This window comes from Halorussus gelatinilyticus (assembly GCF_023238445.1).
GTDB lineage: Archaea > Halobacteriota > Halobacteria > Halobacteriales > Haladaptataceae > Halorussus > Halorussus gelatinilyticus.
Genome location: NZ_CP096658.1, coordinates 3,461,487 through 3,482,071, shown reverse-complemented (window position 1 = coordinate 3,482,071; position 20,585 = coordinate 3,461,487). Strand labels below are relative to the sequence as shown.

Sequence of the window (20,585 nt, the reverse complement as noted above, 5' to 3'; positions counted from 1 at the left end):
GCGAGGACGGCGACGAAGGGGACGACCGCCGAACCGGGGCATAACCCGAGGTAATCCCCGGCACCGATTTTCTTTTCGCAAGTTATAGAATCCGCGACCGGATACGTTGGGGTAATGACTGACCGCAACATTCAGGTCGAACCCATCGACCGCCCCGCAGTCGAGGATCAAGAGATAGAAATCGTTGAGCGAAAGGGGCTCGGCCACCCCGACTCCATCAGCGACGGCATCGCCGAGCGCGTCTCGCAGGCCTTGGCGAACGCCTACCTCGACCGCGTGGGCAAGGTCCTCCACTACAACACCGACGAGACCCAACTCGTCGCCGGGCGCTCGAACCCCCAGTTCGGCGGCGGCGAGATGATAGAACCCATCTACCTCCTCATCGTCGGGCGCGCGACCAAGGAGTACGGCGACCAGACCATCCCGACCGAGACCATCGCGCTCGAAGCGGCCCGCGACTACCTCTCGGAACACTTCCCCGAGTTGGAGTTCGGCACCGACATCATCGTGGACGTGAAGTTGGGCGAGGGGAGCGGCGATTTGAAGGAGGTCTTCGGTGAGGAGGGCGTCACGGTTCCGATGGCCAACGACACGAGTTTCGGCGTCGGCCACGCGCCCCTGACCGAGACCGAGCAGATAGTGCTGAACGCCGAGCGCCGCCTCAACGGCGAGTTCGCCGAGGACAACCCCGCGCTCGGGCAGGACGTCAAGATAATGGGCAAGCGCGAGGGCGACCAGATAGACATCACCGTCGCAGCCGCGATGATAGACGCGTACGTCGAGGACCGCGCGGACTACGACGACACGGTAGAGGCGGTCCGCGAGTTCGTCCGCGACGTGGCCCACGAGTACACCGACCGCGACGTGAGCGTCTACGTCAACACCGCCGACGGCGACGGCGACGACGAAGAGAGCGTCTACCTGACCACGACCGGCACCAGCGCGGAGATGGGCGACGACGGCTCGGTCGGCCGCGGGAACCGCTCGAACGGTCTCATCACGCCCAACCGCTCGATGTCGATGGAAGCCACTTCGGGCAAGAACCCCGTCAACCACATCGGGAAGATTTACAACCTACTGGGCACCGAAATCGCCGAGTCGGTCGTCGCCGAGGTCGAGGGGATTCGCGACCTCCGGATTCGCCTGCTCAGCCAAATCGGTCGGCCCATCGACCAACCGCACGTCGCCGACGCCGAGGTGGTCACCGAGGACGGCATCGCCATCGCGGACATCGAGGACGAGGTGACCGAAATCATCGACCGCGAACTCGCCGACGTGACCTCTATCACCCAGCGGGTCATCGACGGCGAACTCTCGACGTTCTGACCGCCCGCTCGCGCTCGGACTCTCCTTCGACTCTCGGACGCAGAACCGCACCGACACCTCCGACTCGACCGTTCCGTCGGTGCGTCGTTTTGGGGTAGGTTGCCCGCCTCCGGCGGAGACGCGTTTTCCGTCCACCGTTTCGAGGCAGTTTTCCGTCCACCGTTTCGAGGCGGTTTGCCTGCCTCGCTCCGTTCGGCAGTTTTCCGTCCACCGTTTCGAGGTGGTTTGCCTGCCTCGCTTCGTTCGGCAGTTTCCCGTCCACCGTTTCGAGGTGGTTTGCCTGCCTCGCTTCGCTCGGCAGTTTTCCCACCTCGCTATCCCACAATCGAAGCCCGTTTATCCCTCTCACGTCTACCCCAGTCCATGCGACAACCGGGAGCCGACACCGTCCTCGTTCGCCACGCCGACGTGGGCGTCAAGAGCGGGAAGGTCCAAGCCGAGATGGAGCGACGGCTCCGGGACAACATCGAAGCCATCGTCCGCGACCGGGGAATCGACGCCGAGGTCGAGCGCCGCTGGTCGCGCATCCTGCTCCACGCCGACGCCGACGAAATCGACGCCGCGACCGACGCCGCCGCGGACACCTTCGGCGTGCGCTCGGCGAGTCCCGCCGCCGTCGTCCCGCCCGAGAAGGGACCCATCGTGGACGCGCTGGCCCGGAGCGCCGAGGCCAACGCCGACGCGACGGGCGACACCTTCGCCGTTCGCGCCCGGCGCGCGGGCACCGCCGACGCTCACCCGTTCACGAGCGAGGACTTGGAGCGGGAGGGCGGCGCGGCCGTGTTCGACGCGCTGGACGACCCCGAGGTTGACCTGACCGACCCCGACACGACCTTCTCCGTGGAGTGTCGCGCCGAGGAGGCGTTCGTCTTCACCGAGAAGCGGCCCGGTCCCGGCGGACTTCCGCTCGGGAGCCAAGCGAAACTGGTCGCGCTGGTCAGCGGCGGCATCGACTCGCCCGTCGCGGCGTGGGAGGTCATGAAGCGCGGCGCGCCAATCGTGCCGGTCTACCTCGAACTGGGCGACTACGGCGGCCCGGACCACGAGGCCCGCGCGATGGAGACCGTCCGACGACTCGCCGACTACGCGCCGAACTTCGACATGCGCGTCCGGAAGGTGCCCGCGGGCGACGTGATGGACCTGCTGGCCGAGGAGGTCGGCCCGGCGAGGATGCTGGTCTACCGGCGGTTCATGTACCGCGTCGCCGAACACGTCGCCCGCGAGGTGGACGCCACGGGCATCGTCACCGGCGAGGCCATCGGCCAGAAATCCTCCCAGACCGCCCGGAACCTCGGCGCGACGAGTCAGGCCGCCGACCTGCCGATTCACCGGCCGCTGTTGACGATGGACAAATCGGCCATCACGGAGCGCGCCCGCGACATCGGCACGTTCCGCGATTCGACGATTCCGGCGGGTTGTAACCGCATCGCTCCCGACTACCCCGAGACGAACGCGACGCTCGAAATCGTGGAGAACGCGGAACCCGACGACCTCTTCGAGCGGGCGGCGGAGGCGGCCGAGAACGCGACGGTCGTGGACGTCTGAACCGGAATCCCGTCCGGACCCGTCGAAATCGTTTTCACCGCGCCCGTCGCGCGTCCGGTCGGGGGACAATGACACACGTTACCAGACGACGCTACCTCGCGGCGCTCGGAAGCGGCGCGCTCGGAACCGCTGCACTCGGACCTGCGGTTCGAGCGTCTCGACGCCCCGACGCCGAGGCCTTCGGTGCGGAGGCCTTCGGCGCGTGGCTGACCGGCGCAAACGAGGTCCCGCCGGTCGAGACCGACGCGTTCGGCTTCGCGGGCTTCCGACTCGCACGCGACCGGTCGCACATCGACTACCGACTGGTCGTCGCCGGAATCGAGAACGTCGAGGAGTCCCACGTCCACAAGGGACCGCCGGACCTGAACGGCAACGTCGTGGCGTACCTCTTCGGCCCGGCGCAGGACCCGGTAGACGAAACGGGTCTCCTCGCGTCCGGCAGACTGACCGACGACGACATGATTTGGCCGCTGACCGACGTGGCCGGAATGGCCGAGCAGATGCGCGCGGCGAACGTCTACGTCAACGTCCACACGACCGCCCACCCGTCGGGCGAAATCCGGGGCCAGATACGACCGCTCTCGCTCGGTGACGGCGCGTCGGCGTCGGCGGGACGGCGCGAGTAGCCGGAACGAAATCGCTTTACCCGGCAGGTGCCATCGAGAAGACGTGACTCGGGTCTGTCTCGTCGGAGCCGACGGCGTGGACCTCCGGACCGAACTCCTCACGCGGGAGACCGCACGCGAGGCGCTGGCGACCTACGACCTCCGCGAGGAGTATCGCAACTCGCTGGTGCTGGACACCATCAGCCTCGGGTCCGCGGTCTCCCTGGTGAACGACCTCAACTGGTATCTCGTCCGATTCACCGACGACGCGCTCGTCCTCGAACCGAGCGTCAGCGAGACCGAGTGGCTCTCTCGGAACCTCGCCGAGGCGGTCCGCGACGGTGCAATCGACCCCGAAGCGACCGACGAGTATCTGAAGGTGTACGGCCTGACCGCCGAGGGCGAACTCGTGGAACCGATGTACCTGACCCGCCAAGACGGCGAGTTGCCCGACTACGACCTCCGAGACGTGGACGACACCGTGGTCGTGCGCGTGACGGAATCCGAGTTCGGCGACTGAGTCCCTCGGTTTCTCACACTTCCGCGTCGCGGACGTGTTCCGCGAGCCCGTTGACCTCCTCCCGGAGGTCGGCTATCGCGTCGCCGGCCCGCTCGAAGTAGACCCACTCGCGGTACTCGCCGTCCTCGTGGCGCTTCGGCCGGTTTCTACGCCGTAGACCAGCGACCGGTGCGGCCGCCAGCGCGCTGTCGGAGAGACCGGTCTCGACCTCCACGAGACCGCGGTACTGGGTGGCGTCGTCCACGTTCGTCCGCTGAATCTCGCACTTTCGGCCCTTGTACGTCCACCGCTTCGCGGTCTGCCAGAGTATCATGGGGAGGCTCCGGCTACGTCGAATCGAGGGGCGACATATGCTTTTCGGTGCTTCGGCGACGAAGAGAAGTCTCCGACGAAACGAGAGCGAACGTCCTCATCGTCTTGCGGTCTCGGCTCGACCCCCGTCTCGAAATCAGACGAAGAAAAACCCCGGCGTCGCTGGCGCGTCGGTCGAATCGAGAGCGGGTTCAGTCGAACATCCCGGTCGAGAGGTATCGCTCGCCGCTGTCGGGGAACACCGTCACGACCAGCGGGCAGTCGTCGTAACCGTCGAGCGCGCCGCCGTCGGGCTGTATTTCGGGCGCCGCGCCGCCGGTTCCCGTTCCGCCGGCGGTGTCGGCCTCGCCGTCCTCAGCGAGCAGGTCCGTGAGTTCCTCGGGGGCCTCCGGGCAGTTGAGTTCGGGTTCGGCGAGGCGGTCGGCGACCCGACGGGCCGCGACCGACGCCGCGCCCGACGACTGGCCGACGAGGATGCCCTCCTCGCGGGCGAGTCGGCGGGCTTCTTCCTCCGCGTCTTCGAGCGCGACCGTTTCGACGGAATCGAGCAGGTCGGTGTCCAGCAAGTCGCTGACGAACCCCGGTCCCATCCCTTGATAGTCGTCGCCGGACTCGCCGGTCGAGAGGCCGCCGTCTGACTCGTCCGACGAGCCCTCACCCAGTTCCTTCGTGAGGACGGCGTTCCGCTCGGGTTCGACCGCGACGACCTCCATCTCGGGGAACTCCTCCAAGAGGCGCGAGGCGGTGCCGGTGATGGTTCCTCCGGTTCCCACGCCGGCGACGAAGGCGTCGATTTCGCGGCCCTCGACCTGTTCGAGAATCTCCTCGGCCGTGGTCCGGTAGTGGGCCTCGGCGTTCGCGGGGTTCTCGAACTGGCCCATCTGGACGACGCCCTCCTGTTCCGCCAAGCGGTCGGCGCGCTCGCGGGCGCTCTCCATCTCGCCGTCCACGAGTTCGAGGTCCGCGCCGTAGGCCTTCAGCAGTTTCCGGCGCTCGGGCGACTTGGAGGCCGGCATCACGATGGTCAGGTCGTAGCCCCGCGCCGCGGCCGCGACCGCGAGACCGATGCCGGTGTTCCCGCTGGTCGGTTCCACGAGGCGGTCGCCCGGCGTTATCTCGCCGGCGCGCTCGGCGGCCGCGATCATCTCGCGGGCGGGTCGGTCCTTCGCGGACCCGCCAGGGTTGAACCCCTCGACTTTGGCCGCGACCGTCGCGCCTTCGGGTGAGGCGACCTTGACGAGCGGCGACCCCACCACGTCCAGGATAGAGTCTCTCATTACGCACGGATAGGGACGGGACGTATAAACGAATGGCGACTGGTGGCAGGACGTGCCGGTAATCGTCCGGACCGACCCGTCCGCCGGCAAGCGCGGGTCGCGTTCGTGCGTCGAGAGAACCACCCCAACCCTGCCCCGACCCGTGCGACTAAACGCGTCGAGCGCCAACTACCGGCCATGGAGACGACCGAACCGAATCCGACGTGGGACGCCGCTGCGCACAGCGAAGTCGTCGACGCCTTCGAGGCCGGCGTCGGCGAAGTCACCTACCGCGTCTGGGGCGCCGACTGGTGTGGCGACTGCCGGTCCGCGCTCCCCGACTTCTTCGCGGCGCTGGAGGCCGCGGGCGTGGCCGACGACCAGATCGAGGTGTACGAGGTGGACCGCGACAAGCAGGGACCGAAGGTCGATGAGTACGACGTGTCGCTCATCCCGACCGTGGTAGTCGAACACGGCGACGAGGAGATAGCGCGCTTCGAGGAGTCCGAGGACCGACCCGCGGCGGAGTACGTCGCCGAGCGTCTGCTCGATGCCGACGTGATGGCCTAAGGTCGGTTTATCGAAGCGGCACCCCCGGCAGACAGGGCCGAACGAGCGGTTCCGCGATGCTTTCACCTCGTAGTGCCGTCCTCACTGAACAGTTCGTCGGTCCACCGGAGTTCGTCGTCGACAATCATAGGGGTCGCCAAGGTGGCGACTTCCTCGACAATCTCTTCGACCTCGTTCGTGAACCGAGCGATGGCCGGTGCAGTGAAAAACTCGGGGTCGTCCGCACCACGGAAGTGATACGATACCGCGGCGCCGATCGAAAACGTTGGCGCCGGATAGGCCGTGAGTTCGATATCTATCTCACCCGATTTCGGTACCTCCCCCGACAGAACCTCGTAGACGACCGGCAGTCCGTCCTCGCACTGGGCCACGGTCACGTTGGGGTTGCCAATCGTGACGTAGTGACGACCGATACTCGTGTATTCCTCCACCAATTCGAGGGCACTACCGACGCTGAATCCGTAGTTTAGTAGTTTCGCGAACGTCTCGCCGACCTCCATCGCGCCGAGGTTCCCCACGTCGCCCCAACTCACGATGGCCGCGTGAGCGCCGGCCTCCACCAGTGCGACGCCTTGGTCGTGCGACCGGCAGGCGTTGAGAAGTACTGCCGTCGCTCCGTTTTCCGAGAGCGTCTCGGCGTCGAGAACGCCGTCAGGACACTCGAGACCGCGACCGTCGACGTGGCCGATGAAGTGGAACAGGTCGTTGTCGGCCGCCAACAGTGCTCGGAGTTCCTCGGTTGGGACTCCGACTCGGAAATCGACGTCGAAGGGAACGACCTCTCGGCTCCCGTAGACCTCCGAGACAGCGTTCAACTCTTCGCGCATCTCTTCGTCGTTGCACACGACCGTCACGTCGATGACGCCGTCCGTCGAATCCGTCCGTTCGTGGCGAAACGCTTCGGGGTGAAGTTTCGCACCGTGGACCGGCGTCCCGTCGCCGACCCACGCCCGTTCCAAGCCGTCATGCGTCGGCAGGGGGACGTACTCGTCCGGGGCCGGAACGCCCGTCGCTGCCTCGTCGGCATCGACCGATTGGCTATGGTCGGACTCCATCCCGCTGCGCTTGAAGGAGTGCAGTGCCTCGCGACCGGACCTCCGGCTTCGGCTCGTATCCGTGGATGCGGGCGATTTGACTCGGACGACCGAGAGATCGCGAGCCACGTAAGGCAGGGATTCGATACCGTCTGCGACCGGACGCACGTACGTTTCGCGCCCCCACGTCGGTTTGACGTCGTCCACCAGCGTCTCGGGGACGGACAAGTACGTCTCCAGACGCTCGGCGAGCGGTGCGTCGTACAGCGCCGCGAAGTCGAGGTCGACGACGGACTCGACGAGGCGGCGTTCGGCGAGGTCCGCCGGATGGAACCCCTCAGTGCGAGTCGCGCAGTCCAGAACGAAGACTTGCCGAAGCACGCGAGCCACCTCTTCTTCGAAGTCGGCACCGCCACCCAAGGGGTACGAGAACCCGTTCTTCGTGGTCAGCCGTGGTCGGTCGCCCTGCGAGACGGCGGCACCGAGGTAGTACGCCAAGGACGCGACCGGGAAGACGTGTTCGTAGTCTGCGGGAACTCGGATGGTGACGCCCGTATCGATGGCCTCGAGCTCGTCGGGAATCCGCAGTTCATCGCCACGCTCGACGCGGGGCGGGTGGCCACGGAGCGTCGGCCACGACCGCTCCGGCGATGTGGTCTTCAGGGCGGATCCGAATCTCGAGACTCCACGCATCACCGACGCCGGGTCGTCCGGGACGGTAATCGTGGCCGCTGGCGACTCGTGCGAGGACCGTGTGCCGACGACGACGGTCGTCTCCCCGCCGAATGCGATTCGGGTCTCTCCGTTCGTCGCGTCGACCGTCAGCGCCGATTCCACGTGCAGGTAGAGTTTCGGCGGCCCCGGAATTTCGATCACGTAGGCCCCAGCCTCGAATTCGCGTGCCGCTCCGTAAGTGACATCACAGATGTATTCTCGCCCCTCGCGTCGTCGGACGCCGACCGGGACGGGATACGAGAGCCGGAGGTCGGACGTCGTAAATCGGCAGGCGACCGTCACGGGGTAGACGAATCGCTCGGTGTCGGTCGGAGTCGGCGACACCGCCTTCGGCGTGTACAGGAGGAAGCGGTGACTCTCGATGAGATCGACTATCTCTACGCCGGTCGGGTCGCCGAGTGAATCGATTCGTGGACGCATATGGTAAACTTGTCTGTGGGCCCGAAGGGGCGGTCGGTCACATCGGGAACCAGTCGGTCACGAGGTCGTGATTATCGACGTGCCACCGCTCCTCTGCGTGGTGGTCGTCTTTCGCGGAATCGACCGCACGAATCTCGACCACGGCGTCGAAGTCGTCGGCGAGTCGGGAGACGCGCTCGGCGTCGTACGGTTCGGTCAGGACGTAGTGGCCCATCGCGTCGTAGTCGGCGACGTAGCCAGTGACGACCTGCAGACAGCGGTGCACGACGCCGGCGTCGTAGTGTTCGAAGAGCGCGCCGAGCGAATCGACGCCGACGCGCAATTGCGCCGGGTGAAGCCCGCCGGCGTGGCGGTTGAACGCCGCCATCGACTCGGCCAACTCCGCCTGCAAGCCCGCGAGTTGCGGGTCCACGACGCGCCGCTCCGAGAGGTCGCCCAACCGCGGGGTTTCGAGCGGTCCGTCGCTCTCCACGACCGACCGCGGGGGCGACGCGTGGTTGACTATTTCGGTCGTCTCGGCGAACTCCCCCGGCGTCTCCTCGGGGTCGGGCAGGCGCTCGACGACGCTCTGGGCGCTCGCGTCCGTCACCGCGAGCAGGCGGTAGCGCCGTTCGTCGGTCCCCCCGAGTAGGTCCGCGCTGGCCTCGGTGAACAGGGGGCGCGGCGCGTCACCGACCACCAGCAGGTTACACCCGTCGGCCTTCAACTCCCGGAGTACGTCGAGAAACCGAGGCGAATCCTCCGAGGCATTCGCGTCGCCGCCCGAGCCGCCACCCCGATACCCGGAACTCCCTGCACTCATTGCGGAACTGGTTGAAGATGTATAGTTAATAAACTTTCGCACCGTCGAAGGCAGAAATCTGGGCCGCTGACCCGTCGAGTTCGACTACTTTCACAGCTAACGTCCTCGGTGACCGTTCGCACGAGTGACCGCGACGGCGGACTCAGGCGCGCTCGTCGGCCCAGTCGAGCGCCGCGGCGAGGTCGGTCTCCGGCGGCGAGCAGGCGAACTCCCGGCAGACGTACACCGTCGGTTCGCCGTCGGTCCGACCGCGCTCGGCCCAGATGGGCGGCGTCTCGGCGAGGTCCAACCCGTCGAGCCACGTCGATAGCTCGTCGTCGGTCGGCGGCCTGCGCGACAGCAGGCGCGTCGGCAGGTAGCGGTCGGCGAGGTCCGCGCGCCACGACTCGGGCAGGTCGTCGGCGACGACCGTAATCTCCAGCGACCCGCGAGCGTAGCGGTCGGCCGCCAAGGCGAGCGACGCGTGCTGGAGCGGGTTCGACCGAATCTCCCGGCCGCGCGTTTCGAGGACGCGCTCGGCGACCTCGGCGAACTCGTCGTCGGGGGTGAACTCCGCGAGCGCGAGCAGGGTGTCTGCCGCGACCCCGAGGCTGGAGGGCGTCGATTGGTCGTGGGGTTCCTGCGGGCGGGCGACTAACTCCTCGCCGCGCTCGGGCGTGAAGTAGATGGTACCGGCCTCGGCGTCCCAGAACTCGGCGACGACGGCGTCCGCGAGGTCGAGCGCGAAGTCGAGGTGGTCGGGGTCGCCGGTCGCTTCGTAGCAGTTCAGGGCACCGCGCGCGAGGAAGGCGTAGTCTTCGAGGTAGCCCTCGATCGCCACGTCGCCGTCCTTGAAGCGTCGGGAGAGTCTCCCTTCCGCCGCGTTCCACAGCTTGTCGCGGACGAATCCGAGCGCGTCCGCGGCGAGGTCGGCGTACCGGTCGTCGTCGAGGACGAGCGCGCCCTCCGCGAGCGCCGAAATCATCAGGCCGTTCCAGCCGGCCAGCACCTTCTCGTCGCGCCGGGGCCTGACGCGCTCCGCTCGGGCGTCGAAGACCCGTTCGCGGGCGTCTTCGAGGGTCCGCTCGACTTCCCGTTCGGACAGCTCGTACTCGTCGGCGAGGGAGGGTATCGACTCGCTGACGGTCAGGACGGTCTCGCCCTCGAAGTTGCCCGATTCCGTGACGCCGTAGCGGTCGCAGAAGAGGTCCGCGGCGGTGTCGGCGTCCGCGTCTGCGTCCGCGCCGCCCCAGTCGCCGCCCGCGACCGCCTCGCGGATTTGGTCGGGCGTCCAGACGTAGAACTTGCCCTCCTCGCCGTCGCTCTGGGCGTCGAGAGTGCTGTAGAAGCCTCCTTCCGGGTGCGTCAGTTCCCGCTCCACGAACTCGAAGGTCCGGCGCGCGGCGGTGGCGTAGCGCTCGTCGCCCGCGACCTGATAGCCCGCGAGCATGGCGCGCGAGATTTCGGCCTCGTCGTAGAGCATCTTCTCGAAGTGGGGGACGACCCACTCGCGGTCCACGGTGTAGCGGTGGAACCCGCCGCCCACGTGGTCGAAGAGACCGCCCTCGGCCATGGCGGAGAGGGCTTCCGTGGCGACCTCGCGGTACTCGTCGGCGGCCTCGTCGTCGCCGTCGCGTTCGGCGCGGTCGGCCGCGCGCAGGAGCAGGTGGACGCGGCCCGCCTGCGGGAACTTCTGGCCGGTGCCGAACCCGCCGTGTTCCCGGTCGGCGCTCCGGACCGCGGCGTCGGCCGCCGTTTCGAGCAAGTCCTCGCCGGGCGCTTCGCCGGGGTCGGGCACCGATTCGAGTTCGCCCTCGATGGCGTCGGTCCACTGGTCGGCGCGGCGGTCCATCTCCCGGCGGTCCTCCTCGTCGCTCCACGACTCGGCGATGTTCTCCAGCAGGTCGCCGAAACCGGGTTGGCCGCGCTTGGGTTCGTTCGGGAAGTAGGTCCCGACGTAGAACGGCCTGCCGTCGGGCGTGAGCCACACCGACAGCGGCCAACCGCCCCGGCCCGAGACGGCCTGACAGATGGTCTGATAGATGCTGTCGAGGTCGGGGCGCTCCTCGCGGTCCACCTTGATGGGCACGAAGTTCTCGTTGAGGAGCGCGGCTATCTCGTCGTCCTCGAAGCTCTCCTCTTCCATGACGTGACACCAGTGGCACGCCGAGTAGCCGACCGAGAGGAAGATGGGTACGTCGCGCTCCGCGGCGGCGTCGAGCGCCGCGTCGTCCCACGGTTGCCAGTTGACGGGGTTGTCGGCGTGCTGGCGGAGGTAGGGACTCTCCTCCTCGTCGAGTCGGTTACGCGCGGTAGGGTCGGCGTCGGTCATGACTGGAGCGAGGGCTTCGAGCGACCTAAAGGCGGGGTTCGCGGCCGAGTGTGTTCCGTATCCGGCGGCCCCGAACACCGATGTACCGGCGTTTGGCACGACTGCTATCGTTCTCATGCACGTCTACGTCATCTCGTACCGAACGACGAACCACCCGAACGACGTCACGGCGTCACGAACTGATTGGAAATCCGAGTAGTGAGTTTTTCATTGCGGGAGCGAGAAGCCACGGACATGGGCATGAGGCCACCACCGTCGAACTCGGACGAGGGTCCCGACGTCATCGAGTTCGGCATCGCCGAAGTCGCGGCCGAACTCGACGGCGGGAACCTCTCGTTTCCGGCGACCGGCGACGAAGTCGTGCAGGTACTCTCGAACCCGCGCATCAAGTACGACGCCGACGGCCACACCGTGCCCCTCTCGGAAGCCGTCTCGGACGTGGAGCGTGAGCAGTTCGACGACAAACAGGAGTTTCTGAACGCGCTCCACCCTGTCTTCGAACGCTACCGGAACTCACGGACGCCGGGCGTCATCGAGCGCGTCCGTGCTGCGTTACCGCTCTGAATCAGTTTCTGGCTTCTGTCCTTCCCGTCGTTTCGCGGAAGCAGGGCGTCCGTGTCCGCTCCCTGCAGGAGGGTCGAATCCGCCCCGTCACCTATTGTCGTGGCTACCCGAATCGAGGTATGGTCGAGTTGGACAACGTGGATCGGGGAATCCTGCACGAACTCCAGATGGATGCGCGCAACCGGACGGCCCAAGAAATCGCGGACAAGGTCGACGTCTCCGCCAGCACGGTTCGCAACCGAATCGAGCAACTCGAAGACGACGGAATCATCGAGGGCTACCATCCGAAAATCGACTACGAGGCGGCCGACCTCCCGCTCCAAGTGCTGTTCGTCTGTACGGCACCGCCCTCGGAGCGAACCGCGATGGTCGAACAGGTACTCGATATTCGCGGGGTCGTAGACGTTCGGGAAACGCTGACGGGCCAGCGGAACCTGTTCGTCGAGGCAGTCGGGACCGGAACGGCCGACACCGTCCGTATCACCGACGCCATCCACGAAGTCGGCCTCTCGATAGAGAGTTCGGAAATCCTGTGCCAGCGACGAGTGCAACCGTTCAATCACTTCTTCTTCACCGACCCGTACGACGACGGCAAGGACGACGACGGCAAGGACGACGACGGCAAGGACGACGACCGAGATGACCCGTAATCCGGCGGAAACTCGCTCGCTGCGGAACGCGCAGTATCGCGGGGCGAAATGTAGGTCCCCACACCGAAACGTGTGTCAACCCCAGATAGAAGCGCGTAAACTGCGTTATCTTCATCCCGTTATTTATCTGCCAGACAACACTTATCCCCGTGGAAGGCCACTGTTTCGATGTGACAAACAATGCCTCTGAGACGAGCAAGTTGGGATTCGAGGTCGGAGGCGACCGTCAAGACGAACTCTTCAGCGTCCTGTCTCATCCCTACCGCCGTTTCACCCTTCAGCACCTCCGGTCCGTCGATACCCCGCTTTCGGTGGCCGAACTGACGACGGAACTGGTCGCGTGGGAGGAGCGCCAGTCCGAAATCGGTCGGGCGGGCGACGGACAGACCACCGTCGGCGTCTCGCTCGTCCACAATCACCTGCCGAAGATGGCCGACGCGAACGTCGTCGAGTACGACGCTACCCGACAGACGGTCACGCTCGTAAACGACACCGACGAGGTTCACACCCACCTCCGAGCGATGACGAGCGACTGAACCGGGGTGGAAGTTCGTCCGTACGACGAACGCCGACTACTCCTGCTCGACTTCGGCCTCCTGCTGGGCGTCGTCCTGTAGTTCCGTCCGACGAATCTTCCCGGTCACGGTCTTGGGAAGCTCCTCGACGAACTCGATTTCGCGGGGGTACTCGTGGGCCGAAAGTTCCTCGCGGACGTGGGTCTTCACGTCCTCCGCGAGTTCGTCGTCAGGGTCTACGTCGTCGCTCGGGACGACGTAGGCCTTGACGATGTTGCCCCGCTCGCGGTCGGGCTTGGGCACCACCGCGGCCTCCGCGACCGCGGGGTGCTCGCCGAGCGAACTCTCGACCTCGAACGGACCGATGCGGTAGCCCGACGAGATGATGACGTCGTCCGCGCGACCCTCGAACCAGAAGTAGCCATCCTCGTCTTTCCGGGCGAGGTCCCCCGAGAGGTACCACTTTCCGTCGGGGCCCTCCACGAAGCATCCGGCGGTCTTCTCGGGTTTCTCCCAGTACTCCGCGAAGAAGCAGGGGTAGTCGCCGCGCTGGGCGATTTCACCCGTCTCGCCCGGCGGCATCGATTCGCCGGTCTCCGGGTCTACTACGTCGGCCTCGATGCCCGGCAGCGGCTTGCCCATGCTCCCCGGCTTCAACTCCATCGTCGGGTAGTTGTTGATTATCATGTTGCCCGTCTCGGTCTGGCCGTAGGTGTCGTGGACCGTGACGCCCAGCGTCTCCTCGCCCCAGTCCACCACGCCCGCCGAGAGCGGTTCGCCGATGGAGAGCGCGTGGCGGAGGTCGAGGTCCACGCCCTCCAGTACGTGTTCCTTCTCCCGGAGCATCCGGTAGGCCGTGGGGACGCTGAACAGGACCGAAATCGGGTGCTCGTCCAGCAGGTCGGCCCACGTCTCGGGGTCGAACTCGCCCTCGTAGGTGAAGAGACTCGCGCCCCAGAACCACGCGCCGAGCGTGTTGATGGGGCCGGTGAGCCACCCGAGGTCGGCCGTGGACCAGTAGAGGTCGTCCGGTTGGAGGTCCACCGCGTACTTCTGGGTGGCGGCGACGCCCGCGACCCACCGCTGTCTGTGGCGGACGCCCTTCGCCGGGCCGGTGGTCCCGCTGGTGTAGTACAGCAGCGCGTCGTCCTCGCCGCCGGTCCGGGCGGTCTCGTACTCGTCGCTCGCGTCGTCGAGCGCGTCGGCGAACACGAGGTCGTCCTCCTCGATGCCCTCGCCGGACTCACCCTCCCCGCGGTCCACCGTGACGACGTGTTCGACCGAGGGGGCGTCGTCGAGGGCGTCGGCCACGGTGTCGCGGTTGTCGCTGGTCGTCACGACCACCGACGCGTCGCAGTCGTCGAGTCGGTAGGAGATGCCGTCCGGACCGAACCGCTCGTTGACGCCGCCGAACACCGCGCCGCGCTTGAGCGTCCCGACCAGCGCCACGTAGTGTTCCGGAATCCGCGGCATGTACGAGAACACCCGGTCGCCCCGCTCGACGCCCAACTCTTCGAGGACGTTGGCGAACCGACTCGACCGGTCGGCCAGTTCCGAGAAGGTCAACGTCGTCAGGTCGCCGTCGGTCCCGACCTGTCGGAGCGCGACGTTCTCCCCGCCGTCGGCGTGGCGGTCGCAGACCTCGTGACCGACGTTGAGTTCGTCGGGCGCGTCCCAGTCCGCTTCGGCGTAAATATCGTCCCACGAGAACGATTCGCGCACCTCGTCGTAGTCCGAGAGGTTGTGTGTCTCTCCCATGCGGACGGTCGTACTCTCCCGAGAATGATAACGGTACCGACGGGTTCGGACTCGGAAAAATGTCGCCGGTCGGGGACTGCGGTCACTCCAACCGTCGCATCTGCTCGCGGTGGAGCGTCACGATGAGGTCCGACAGCACCCCGAACATCAGCAGTTGCACGCCGAACAGGATGGCGAACGCGGCGACCACCGCCAGCACCTCGTGGCTCTCGCGGGGCACCTTCACGAACCACTCGTAGGCGACGAACGCGGCGATGGTCACCCCCACCAGGGAACTCCCCACGCCGACGCTCCCGAAGTAGAACAGCGGGTTGCTCGTCTTCGCCAGTTGATAGAGCGTCACGAGGATGACCCCGCCGTCCCGAATCGGGTGGAGGTTGGTATCCGATTCGTCGGGCCGTGCCTCGTAGCGAATCGGCACCACCGTCGTCGGCACGCCGTGTTTCACACACTCGACGGCGAGTTCCGTCTCGACGCCGAAGCCGTCCGCGTCGAGATAGAAGTTCTCCACCGACTGGCGGGTGAACGCCCGGTAGCCGCTCAGGATGTCCTCGAAGTCCTTGCCGTGGATGGTCTCGAACACCCAGTTGAACAGGCCGTTGCCGAACTCGTTGAGGCGACTCATCGCGCCCTCCTCCATGTCGGCGAAGCGGTTGCCGATGACGTGTTCGTACTCGCCGTCGAGTATCGGTTCGAGCATCGCCTCGGCGTCCTCCGGGCGGTAGGTGCCGTCGCCGTCGAGCATCAGGATGTACTCGGCGTCGATGTGGTCGATGGCTTCGCGGACCGCCTGCCCCTTCCCCGTGCCCGACTGGGACATGACGCGCGCCCCGTGGTCGCTGGCGATGTCCGTCGTCCCGTCCGAGGAGTTGCCGTCGATGACGAGGACGTTCTCGTACCCGCGACTGGTGAACCCGTCGATAACCTCGCCGATGGTCTTAGCTTCGTTCAGCGTCGGGATGAGAACGCAAACCTCCTCGCAGTCGGCCATTGGGAGGCAGTGGACACCACGAGCGCAAAAGGCTTACCCTATGACCTTTCGCTCGGGGACCGAGCGGGGGCGCTCGCAGTTCCCGCCGGGCGCCGAGACGACCTATCACCGATGTCAGACTCGTCCCCCGACGCGAAGCCGTTCGAGCCGACCTCTCACCGTCGATATTCGGCGTCCCGTCCCCCGATTATCAGCGATGAAAACAGACGAATGTTATATATATCGTTGGTGGTACGTCCACGTTGGGAAAGCTCCCGAATACAATACGGTCCGAATAATGACACGGAATTATCTCTCGGCAGTAAAAGATAGAATCGAGGGCGCGGTCAACGACCGCGGTCAGGTGGGTATCGGTACACTCATCGTCTTCATCGCTATGGTGCTGGTCGCCGCGATTGCGGCGGGCGTGCTCATCAACACGGCTGGCTTCCTCCAGACCAAGTCCGAACAGACCGGTCAGGAGTCCAGCGCGCAGGTCTCGAACCGCGTACAGGTCGTCAGCGCGTTCGGTGACGTGGCCAACGAGAAAGTCGAAAAGATCAACCTGACGGTCATGCGCGGCTCCGGGTCCGACGACATCAACCTCTCGTCGGCCACCATCGAGTGGATCGGTCCGGAGGAGGCAACGACGCTGGTCCACAACACCGCTGCGCCCGACACGCTGAACGGCACCGAGTTCGACGTCAGCTCCATCAAGGACCCCGATGGCTCCGAACCCGTTCTCAACACACAGGACGACCGCTTCAAGATTACGATGGATGCCACTGCCATCCGCGAAAGTGGCACCGGCCTCGGCGAGGGCGAGGAAGTCAAGCTGAAGCTCACTACCCAGTACGGCGCAGTGACGCTCTACCGCGCGAACGTGCCCCAGTCGCTCTCCCAAGAGAGCGCGGTCACGGTCTAATCCGGTAGCGACCTTCCTCTCACTTTCGTCCTGTCCGTACTATCTTTTCTTGTGTCTCGCCGACGAAGAGACGCCGGTCGGCCGTCCCGCCGACGAGCGACCAACAGTATGTTATAGTCCGATTCCATACCCGGTCGTATGAACTCCTTCGTGGCCGCCGCCGGGGCGCTCGTCGCCGCCACGGCGCTGCCGTATCTCGCGTATCTCGCCCTCTACGCGGCCGTCTCGCCCAGCGGGTCGCCGGCCGAGAAGCGCGACGACGAACCGACCGTCAGCATCGTCCTGCCGACGTACAACGAGTCGGGAATCATCGAGAAGAAACTCGACGACGTGCTGTCGCTGGACTATCCGATGGAGAAAGTTGAGTTGGTCGTCGTGGATTCGAGCGACGACGAGACGCCGGAACTGATAGAGGAGTACTTCGCCGACCGGGACGCGCCCGACCTGAACCTCATCCGCGAGCAGGAGCGCCGGGGACTCGCACCCGCGCTGAACGACGCCTACGCCGCCGCGGAGAACGAGATGGTCGTCAAGACCGACTGCGACTCGTACGTCGCCGACGACGCGCTCCGGGAGGCGGCCGCCAACCTCGCGGACCCCGACGTGGCCGCGGTCACGGGCCAGAACGCCGAAGTCTTGGGCGGGAGCGAGGTCGAGGCCGGCTACCGCGGCGTGCAGGCCCACATCCAGACGCTCGAATCGCACCTCGACTCGACGCTCATCTTCCACGGCCCGTTCTCGGCGTTCGAGAACGACGCCATCGTCCCCATCGACCCCAACTCGCTGGCCGACGACACCGAGTTGGCGCTCAAGATTCGTCGGGGCGGCGACCGCGTGATATTCGACCCCGCGGTCCGGTACAAGGAGGCGTCCCACTCGGACTTCGGCAAGCGCCGTCTCCAGAAGGACCGCCGAGGGATGGGCCTGATTCGCCTGCTCGCTCAGCACCGCGACGCGCTCGGCAAGTACGGCAACTACGGCAAACTGGTCCTCCCGTTCAATTGGTGGTTCATGGTGGTCTCGCCGTGGCTAGTCGCGCTCGACGTGCTGGCGGTCACGGCGGCCGGAGTCTCCGTGGCGGGTCTCGCCGGACTCGCGGTTCCGGCCGCGCTCGCCGGATTCGTCTGGCTCGGACAGAAGGACCTCCTCGGGCCGCTCCAAGCCGTCTACGCCGTCTTCGACTCGCAGGTCTCCCTGCTCCACGCCGCGGTCGAACTCCTCCGCGGGAAGGGCGACGGCACGTGGGAAGTTGACGAAGAGCTTCGGGAAGCCTTCGACTGACCCCGATGAAGATTCTACAGGTCGCGCCGCGCTACGCGCCACACACCGGCGGCGTCGAGACGCACGTCGCCGAGATAAGCCGCCGACTCGTCGCCCTCGGCCACGACGTGACGGTGTTCACGGCCGACGCCGAGGCGGACCTCCCGCGGCGCGAGACCCGCGAGGGGGTGCGAGTGCGGCGGTTCCGGGGGTTCGCGCCCGGCGGCGCGTTCCACGTCGCGCCCGGCGTCGCGCCCGCGGTCCGGCGGGCCGACCCCGACGTAGTCCACGCTCACAACTACCACTCGCTGCCCGCGTTCTTCGCGGCGCTGGGGGTCGCCGTCGGGGGGAGCGCCGGGCCTGAAGACGCGCGATTCGTCGTGACGCCCCACTACCACGGCGCGAGCGCGAGCGACTTCCGCGACAGACTCCTCTCGCTCTATCGGCCGCTCGGCGGTTGGGCGCTCGACCGCGCCGACGAGGTAATCGCGGTCAGCGACTGGGAGCGCGACCGACTGCGCTCGGACTTCGGCGTCGAGGCGACCGTGATACCCAACGGGCTGAACGCCGAGCGATTCGCCGACGCGACCCCCGAGGAGCGCGACCGGCCCTACCTGCTCTGCGTCGGGCGACTGGAAGCGTACAAGGGCGTCCAGCACGCGATTCGCGCCCTGTCGGAGCTGCCGGAGTACGACCTGCTAGTCGCGGGGTCGGGCGACTACCGGGAGGAACTGGAGGCGGTCGCACGCAGGGAGGGCGTCGCGTCGCGCGTCGAGTTTCTTGGCTACGTCGCCGACGAGCGCCTTCCGGGGCTGTACGCCGGGGCCTCGGCGTATCTCACGCTCTCGACGTTCGAGGCGTACGGCATGACGGTCGCCGAGGCGCTGGCGGCCGGGACGCCCTGCGTCGTCCGGGAGGCGGGCGCGCTGGTCGATTGGGCCGACAGGCCGGACTGCGAGAGCGTGGCGGCGATCGCGCCCGAGACGGTCGCCGAGGCGGTCCGGAACGCAGTCGGACGCGACGCGCCCGCCGCCGCGCTCCCGACGTGGGACGACGTGGCCGACCGCGTGCTGACTCGCTACGAGTAGGGTTTTAAGCGTCGGCCGACAGTGAGCGCATATGAACGTCCTCCTCGTGACCGTGGATTCGCTCCGGGCCGACCGGGTGAACCCGGAGGTGATGCCCGCGACCCGGTCGTTCGCCGACGGAGCGGTCGAATTCACCGAGTGTATCGCCAACGGTCCCTCGACGCCCGCCTCGTTCCCGACGATTCACGCCAGTCGGTACTTCGCCAGCATCGAGGGACTGGGCATCCCCGAACCCGGCACCGACGACGGCATCCGGACGCTCGCCGAGCGACTCCGCGACGCCGGCTACGCCACCGCGGGCTACACCGACAACCACTTCGCCAGCGGGTCGTACCACTACGACCGCGGCTTCGAGACGATGTACGACGCCAGCGGCGCGGCCGAGGCCGGGAAACTCAAGCAGTTCGTCCAGTCGAACCTCGACAAGGACGGGACGCTGTTCCGGACCATCGAGTCGGTCTACAATCGGGTGGACGCCCTCTTCGCCAGCGCGACCGGACAGGAGAGCGAGTACGAGCGCGCCGAGTCGCTGAACCGCCGCGCGTTCGACTGGATAGACGACCGGTCGGACGACGACTCCGACGACTGGTTCACGTGGCTCCACTACATGGACGCCCACCACCCCTACGAGGCCCCCGACGAGTACCAGCGGCAGTTCCTCGACGAACCGCTCTCGCTCTCGGAGTGTCGCGGACTCTCCCGGAAGGGGACCCACCACCCCGACGAGATGACCGACCGCGAGTGGGAGCTAATCCGGCAACTCTACGACGCCGAGTGCGCCTACGTGGACGACCAGTTCGACGGCGTGCTGACCGCGCTGGAGAACCGCGACCTCTTGGACGAGACGGTGGTGGTGTTCACCGCCGACCACGGCGAACTCGTTGGCGAACACGGCCACGCCGGCCACCCGCCGGAGTTCTGGGAGGGCGTGCTTCGCGTCCCCTTCCTCGTCCACCACCCCGACAGGGAAGCCGCCACCGTGGACGGCCAGATTCGACTCATCGACGCGGCACCGACCGTCTGCGACGCGCTCTCGCTCGACGGCTTCGACGGGTGGGAGGGCGAGTCGGCGCTCGAAGTCGCCGACGGCGAGGCCGAGTCCCGCGAGTACGCGTTCGCCGACGTCGGTCGCCAGATAGACTACGCCCGTTGTTGTGCCCGGCGAGCCGACGGCTGGAAGGTGCTTCGCCACGCCGACGACGGCGAGTTCTGCTTCGACGTGCGCGAGACGCCCGACGAACGCCCCGAGGACGACCGCGCCGAGGACGCGCCGCCCGAGTACGAGGCGGTCGCTGACGCGCTGGACGACCATCAAGAACGCATGAAGCGACTGCGCGAAGGCAGTTCCCGAGGTATCGCCGAGGACGAGGAGATGGTCGAGGACCACCTCGAAGACTTGGGGTATCTGGAATAGCGACG

19 protein-coding genes are annotated in these 20,585 nt (G+C 66.7%); 12 read left to right on the top strand and 7 right to left on the bottom strand.

Annotated features, from left to right (window positions below; all coding sequences use genetic code 11):
* The first annotated feature begins 114 nt into the window (after positions 1-114).
* From M0R88_RS17745 to M0R88_RS17730, 4 genes are all read left to right on the top strand, one after another.
* Positions 115-1,326, top strand: a complete 1,212-nt coding sequence (locus M0R88_RS17745) for a methionine adenosyltransferase (RefSeq protein ID WP_248654750.1) — start codon at positions 115-117, stop codon at positions 1,324-1,326.
* A gap of 363 nt (positions 1,327-1,689) precedes the next feature.
* Entirely contained in the window at positions 1,690-2,871 is a 1,182-nt protein-coding gene (locus M0R88_RS17740) for a tRNA sulfurtransferase (protein WP_248654749.1), read from the top strand.
* A gap of 68 nt (positions 2,872-2,939) precedes the next feature.
* Positions 2,940-3,497 (top strand): CHRD domain-containing protein, encoded by a 558-nt coding sequence (locus tag M0R88_RS17735; protein ID WP_248654748.1) that lies wholly within the window; start codon positions 2,940-2,942, stop codon positions 3,495-3,497.
* Between the two features lie 43 nt (positions 3,498-3,540).
* Positions 3,541-3,996 carry a DUF5804 family protein gene (locus M0R88_RS17730; RefSeq protein WP_248654747.1) on the top strand — a complete coding sequence of 152 codons (456 nt, stop codon included), beginning with the start codon at positions 3,541-3,543 and terminating at the stop codon, positions 3,994-3,996.
* Between the two features lie 13 nt (positions 3,997-4,009).
* Here M0R88_RS17730 and M0R88_RS17725 read toward each other — a convergent pair whose 3' ends face one another.
* Entirely contained in the window at positions 4,010-4,309 is a 300-nt protein-coding gene (locus M0R88_RS17725) for a hypothetical protein (RefSeq protein WP_248654746.1), read from the bottom strand.
* A gap of 190 nt (positions 4,310-4,499) precedes the next feature.
* On the bottom strand, positions 4,500-5,585 hold the full coding sequence (locus tag M0R88_RS17720; protein WP_248654745.1) for a PLP-dependent cysteine synthase family protein: 1,086 nt from the start codon (positions 5,583-5,585) through the stop codon (positions 4,500-4,502).
* 177 nt (positions 5,586-5,762) lie between these two features.
* Between M0R88_RS17720 and M0R88_RS17715 the strand changes: the two genes are divergently transcribed.
* The gene (locus tag M0R88_RS17715; RefSeq protein ID WP_248654744.1) at positions 5,763-6,134 is read left to right on the top strand and encodes a thioredoxin family protein; all 372 of its coding nucleotides are present in this window, start codon (positions 5,763-5,765) and stop codon (positions 6,132-6,134) included.
* Positions 6,135-6,196: 62 nt separating this feature from the next.
* Here M0R88_RS17715 and M0R88_RS17710 read toward each other — a convergent pair whose 3' ends face one another.
* The 3 genes from M0R88_RS17710 to M0R88_RS17700 form a co-directional block, all read right to left on the bottom strand.
* The gene (locus M0R88_RS17710; protein ID WP_248654743.1) at positions 6,197-8,323 is read right to left on the bottom strand and encodes a CHAT domain-containing protein; all 2,127 of its coding nucleotides are present in this window, start codon (positions 8,321-8,323) and stop codon (positions 6,197-6,199) included.
* Positions 8,324-8,360: 37 nt separating this feature from the next.
* A complete protein-coding gene (locus M0R88_RS17705; protein ID WP_248654742.1) occupies positions 8,361-9,125 on the bottom strand; it encodes a DUF7504 family protein in 765 nt (254 codons plus the stop codon).
* Positions 9,126-9,267: 142 nt separating this feature from the next.
* On the bottom strand, positions 9,268-11,436 hold the full coding sequence (locus M0R88_RS17700) for a thioredoxin domain-containing protein (protein ID WP_248654741.1): 2,169 nt from the start codon (positions 11,434-11,436) through the stop codon (positions 9,268-9,270).
* Between the two features lie 240 nt (positions 11,437-11,676).
* On the opposite strand from M0R88_RS17700, the gene M0R88_RS17695 reads away from it, so the two are divergent.
* The 3 genes from M0R88_RS17695 (at position 11,677) to M0R88_RS17685 (ending at position 13,186) form a co-directional block, all read left to right on the top strand.
* Positions 11,677-12,000 carry a hypothetical protein gene (locus M0R88_RS17695; RefSeq protein WP_248654740.1) on the top strand — a complete coding sequence of 108 codons (324 nt, stop codon included), beginning with the start codon at positions 11,677-11,679 and terminating at the stop codon, positions 11,998-12,000.
* Positions 12,001-12,119: 119 nt separating this feature from the next.
* Complete coding sequence (locus M0R88_RS17690) at positions 12,120-12,650, top strand: Lrp/AsnC family transcriptional regulator (protein WP_248654739.1); 531 nt, start codon at positions 12,120-12,122, stop codon at positions 12,648-12,650.
* Positions 12,651-12,820: 170 nt separating this feature from the next.
* A complete protein-coding gene (locus M0R88_RS17685) occupies positions 12,821-13,186 on the top strand; it encodes a DUF7344 domain-containing protein (protein WP_248654738.1) in 366 nt (121 codons plus the stop codon).
* A 36-nt stretch (positions 13,187-13,222) separates the two neighbouring features.
* Here M0R88_RS17685 and M0R88_RS17680 read toward each other — a convergent pair whose 3' ends face one another.
* Together M0R88_RS17680 and aglJ are read right to left on the bottom strand one after the other, a co-directional pair.
* Positions 13,223-14,923 (bottom strand): acetate--CoA ligase, encoded by a 1,701-nt coding sequence (locus M0R88_RS17680; protein WP_248654737.1) that lies wholly within the window; start codon positions 14,921-14,923, stop codon positions 13,223-13,225.
* 82 nt (positions 14,924-15,005) lie between these two features.
* Positions 15,006-15,914 (bottom strand): S-layer glycoprotein N-glycosyltransferase AglJ, encoded by a 909-nt coding sequence (gene aglJ, locus M0R88_RS17675; RefSeq protein ID WP_248654736.1) that lies wholly within the window; start codon positions 15,912-15,914, stop codon positions 15,006-15,008.
* 277 nt (positions 15,915-16,191) lie between these two features.
* On the opposite strand from aglJ, the gene M0R88_RS17670 reads away from it, so the two are divergent.
* The 4 genes from M0R88_RS17670 (at position 16,192) to M0R88_RS17655 (ending at position 20,580) form a co-directional block, all read left to right on the top strand.
* Complete coding sequence (locus M0R88_RS17670) at positions 16,192-16,818, top strand: flagellin (protein ID WP_248654735.1); 627 nt, start codon at positions 16,192-16,194, stop codon at positions 16,816-16,818.
* Between the two features lie 138 nt (positions 16,819-16,956).
* Entirely contained in the window at positions 16,957-18,099 is a 1,143-nt protein-coding gene (locus M0R88_RS17665; RefSeq protein ID WP_248654734.1) for a glycosyltransferase, read from the top strand.
* 5 nt (positions 18,100-18,104) lie between these two features.
* Positions 18,105-19,166 carry a glycosyltransferase family 4 protein gene (locus tag M0R88_RS17660; protein ID WP_248654733.1) on the top strand — a complete coding sequence of 354 codons (1,062 nt, stop codon included), beginning with the start codon at positions 18,105-18,107 and terminating at the stop codon, positions 19,164-19,166.
* 31 nt (positions 19,167-19,197) lie between these two features.
* On the top strand, positions 19,198-20,580 hold the full coding sequence (locus tag M0R88_RS17655) for a sulfatase family protein (RefSeq protein WP_248654732.1): 1,383 nt from the start codon (positions 19,198-19,200) through the stop codon (positions 20,578-20,580).
* The last annotated feature ends 5 nt before the right edge of the window (positions 20,581-20,585 follow it).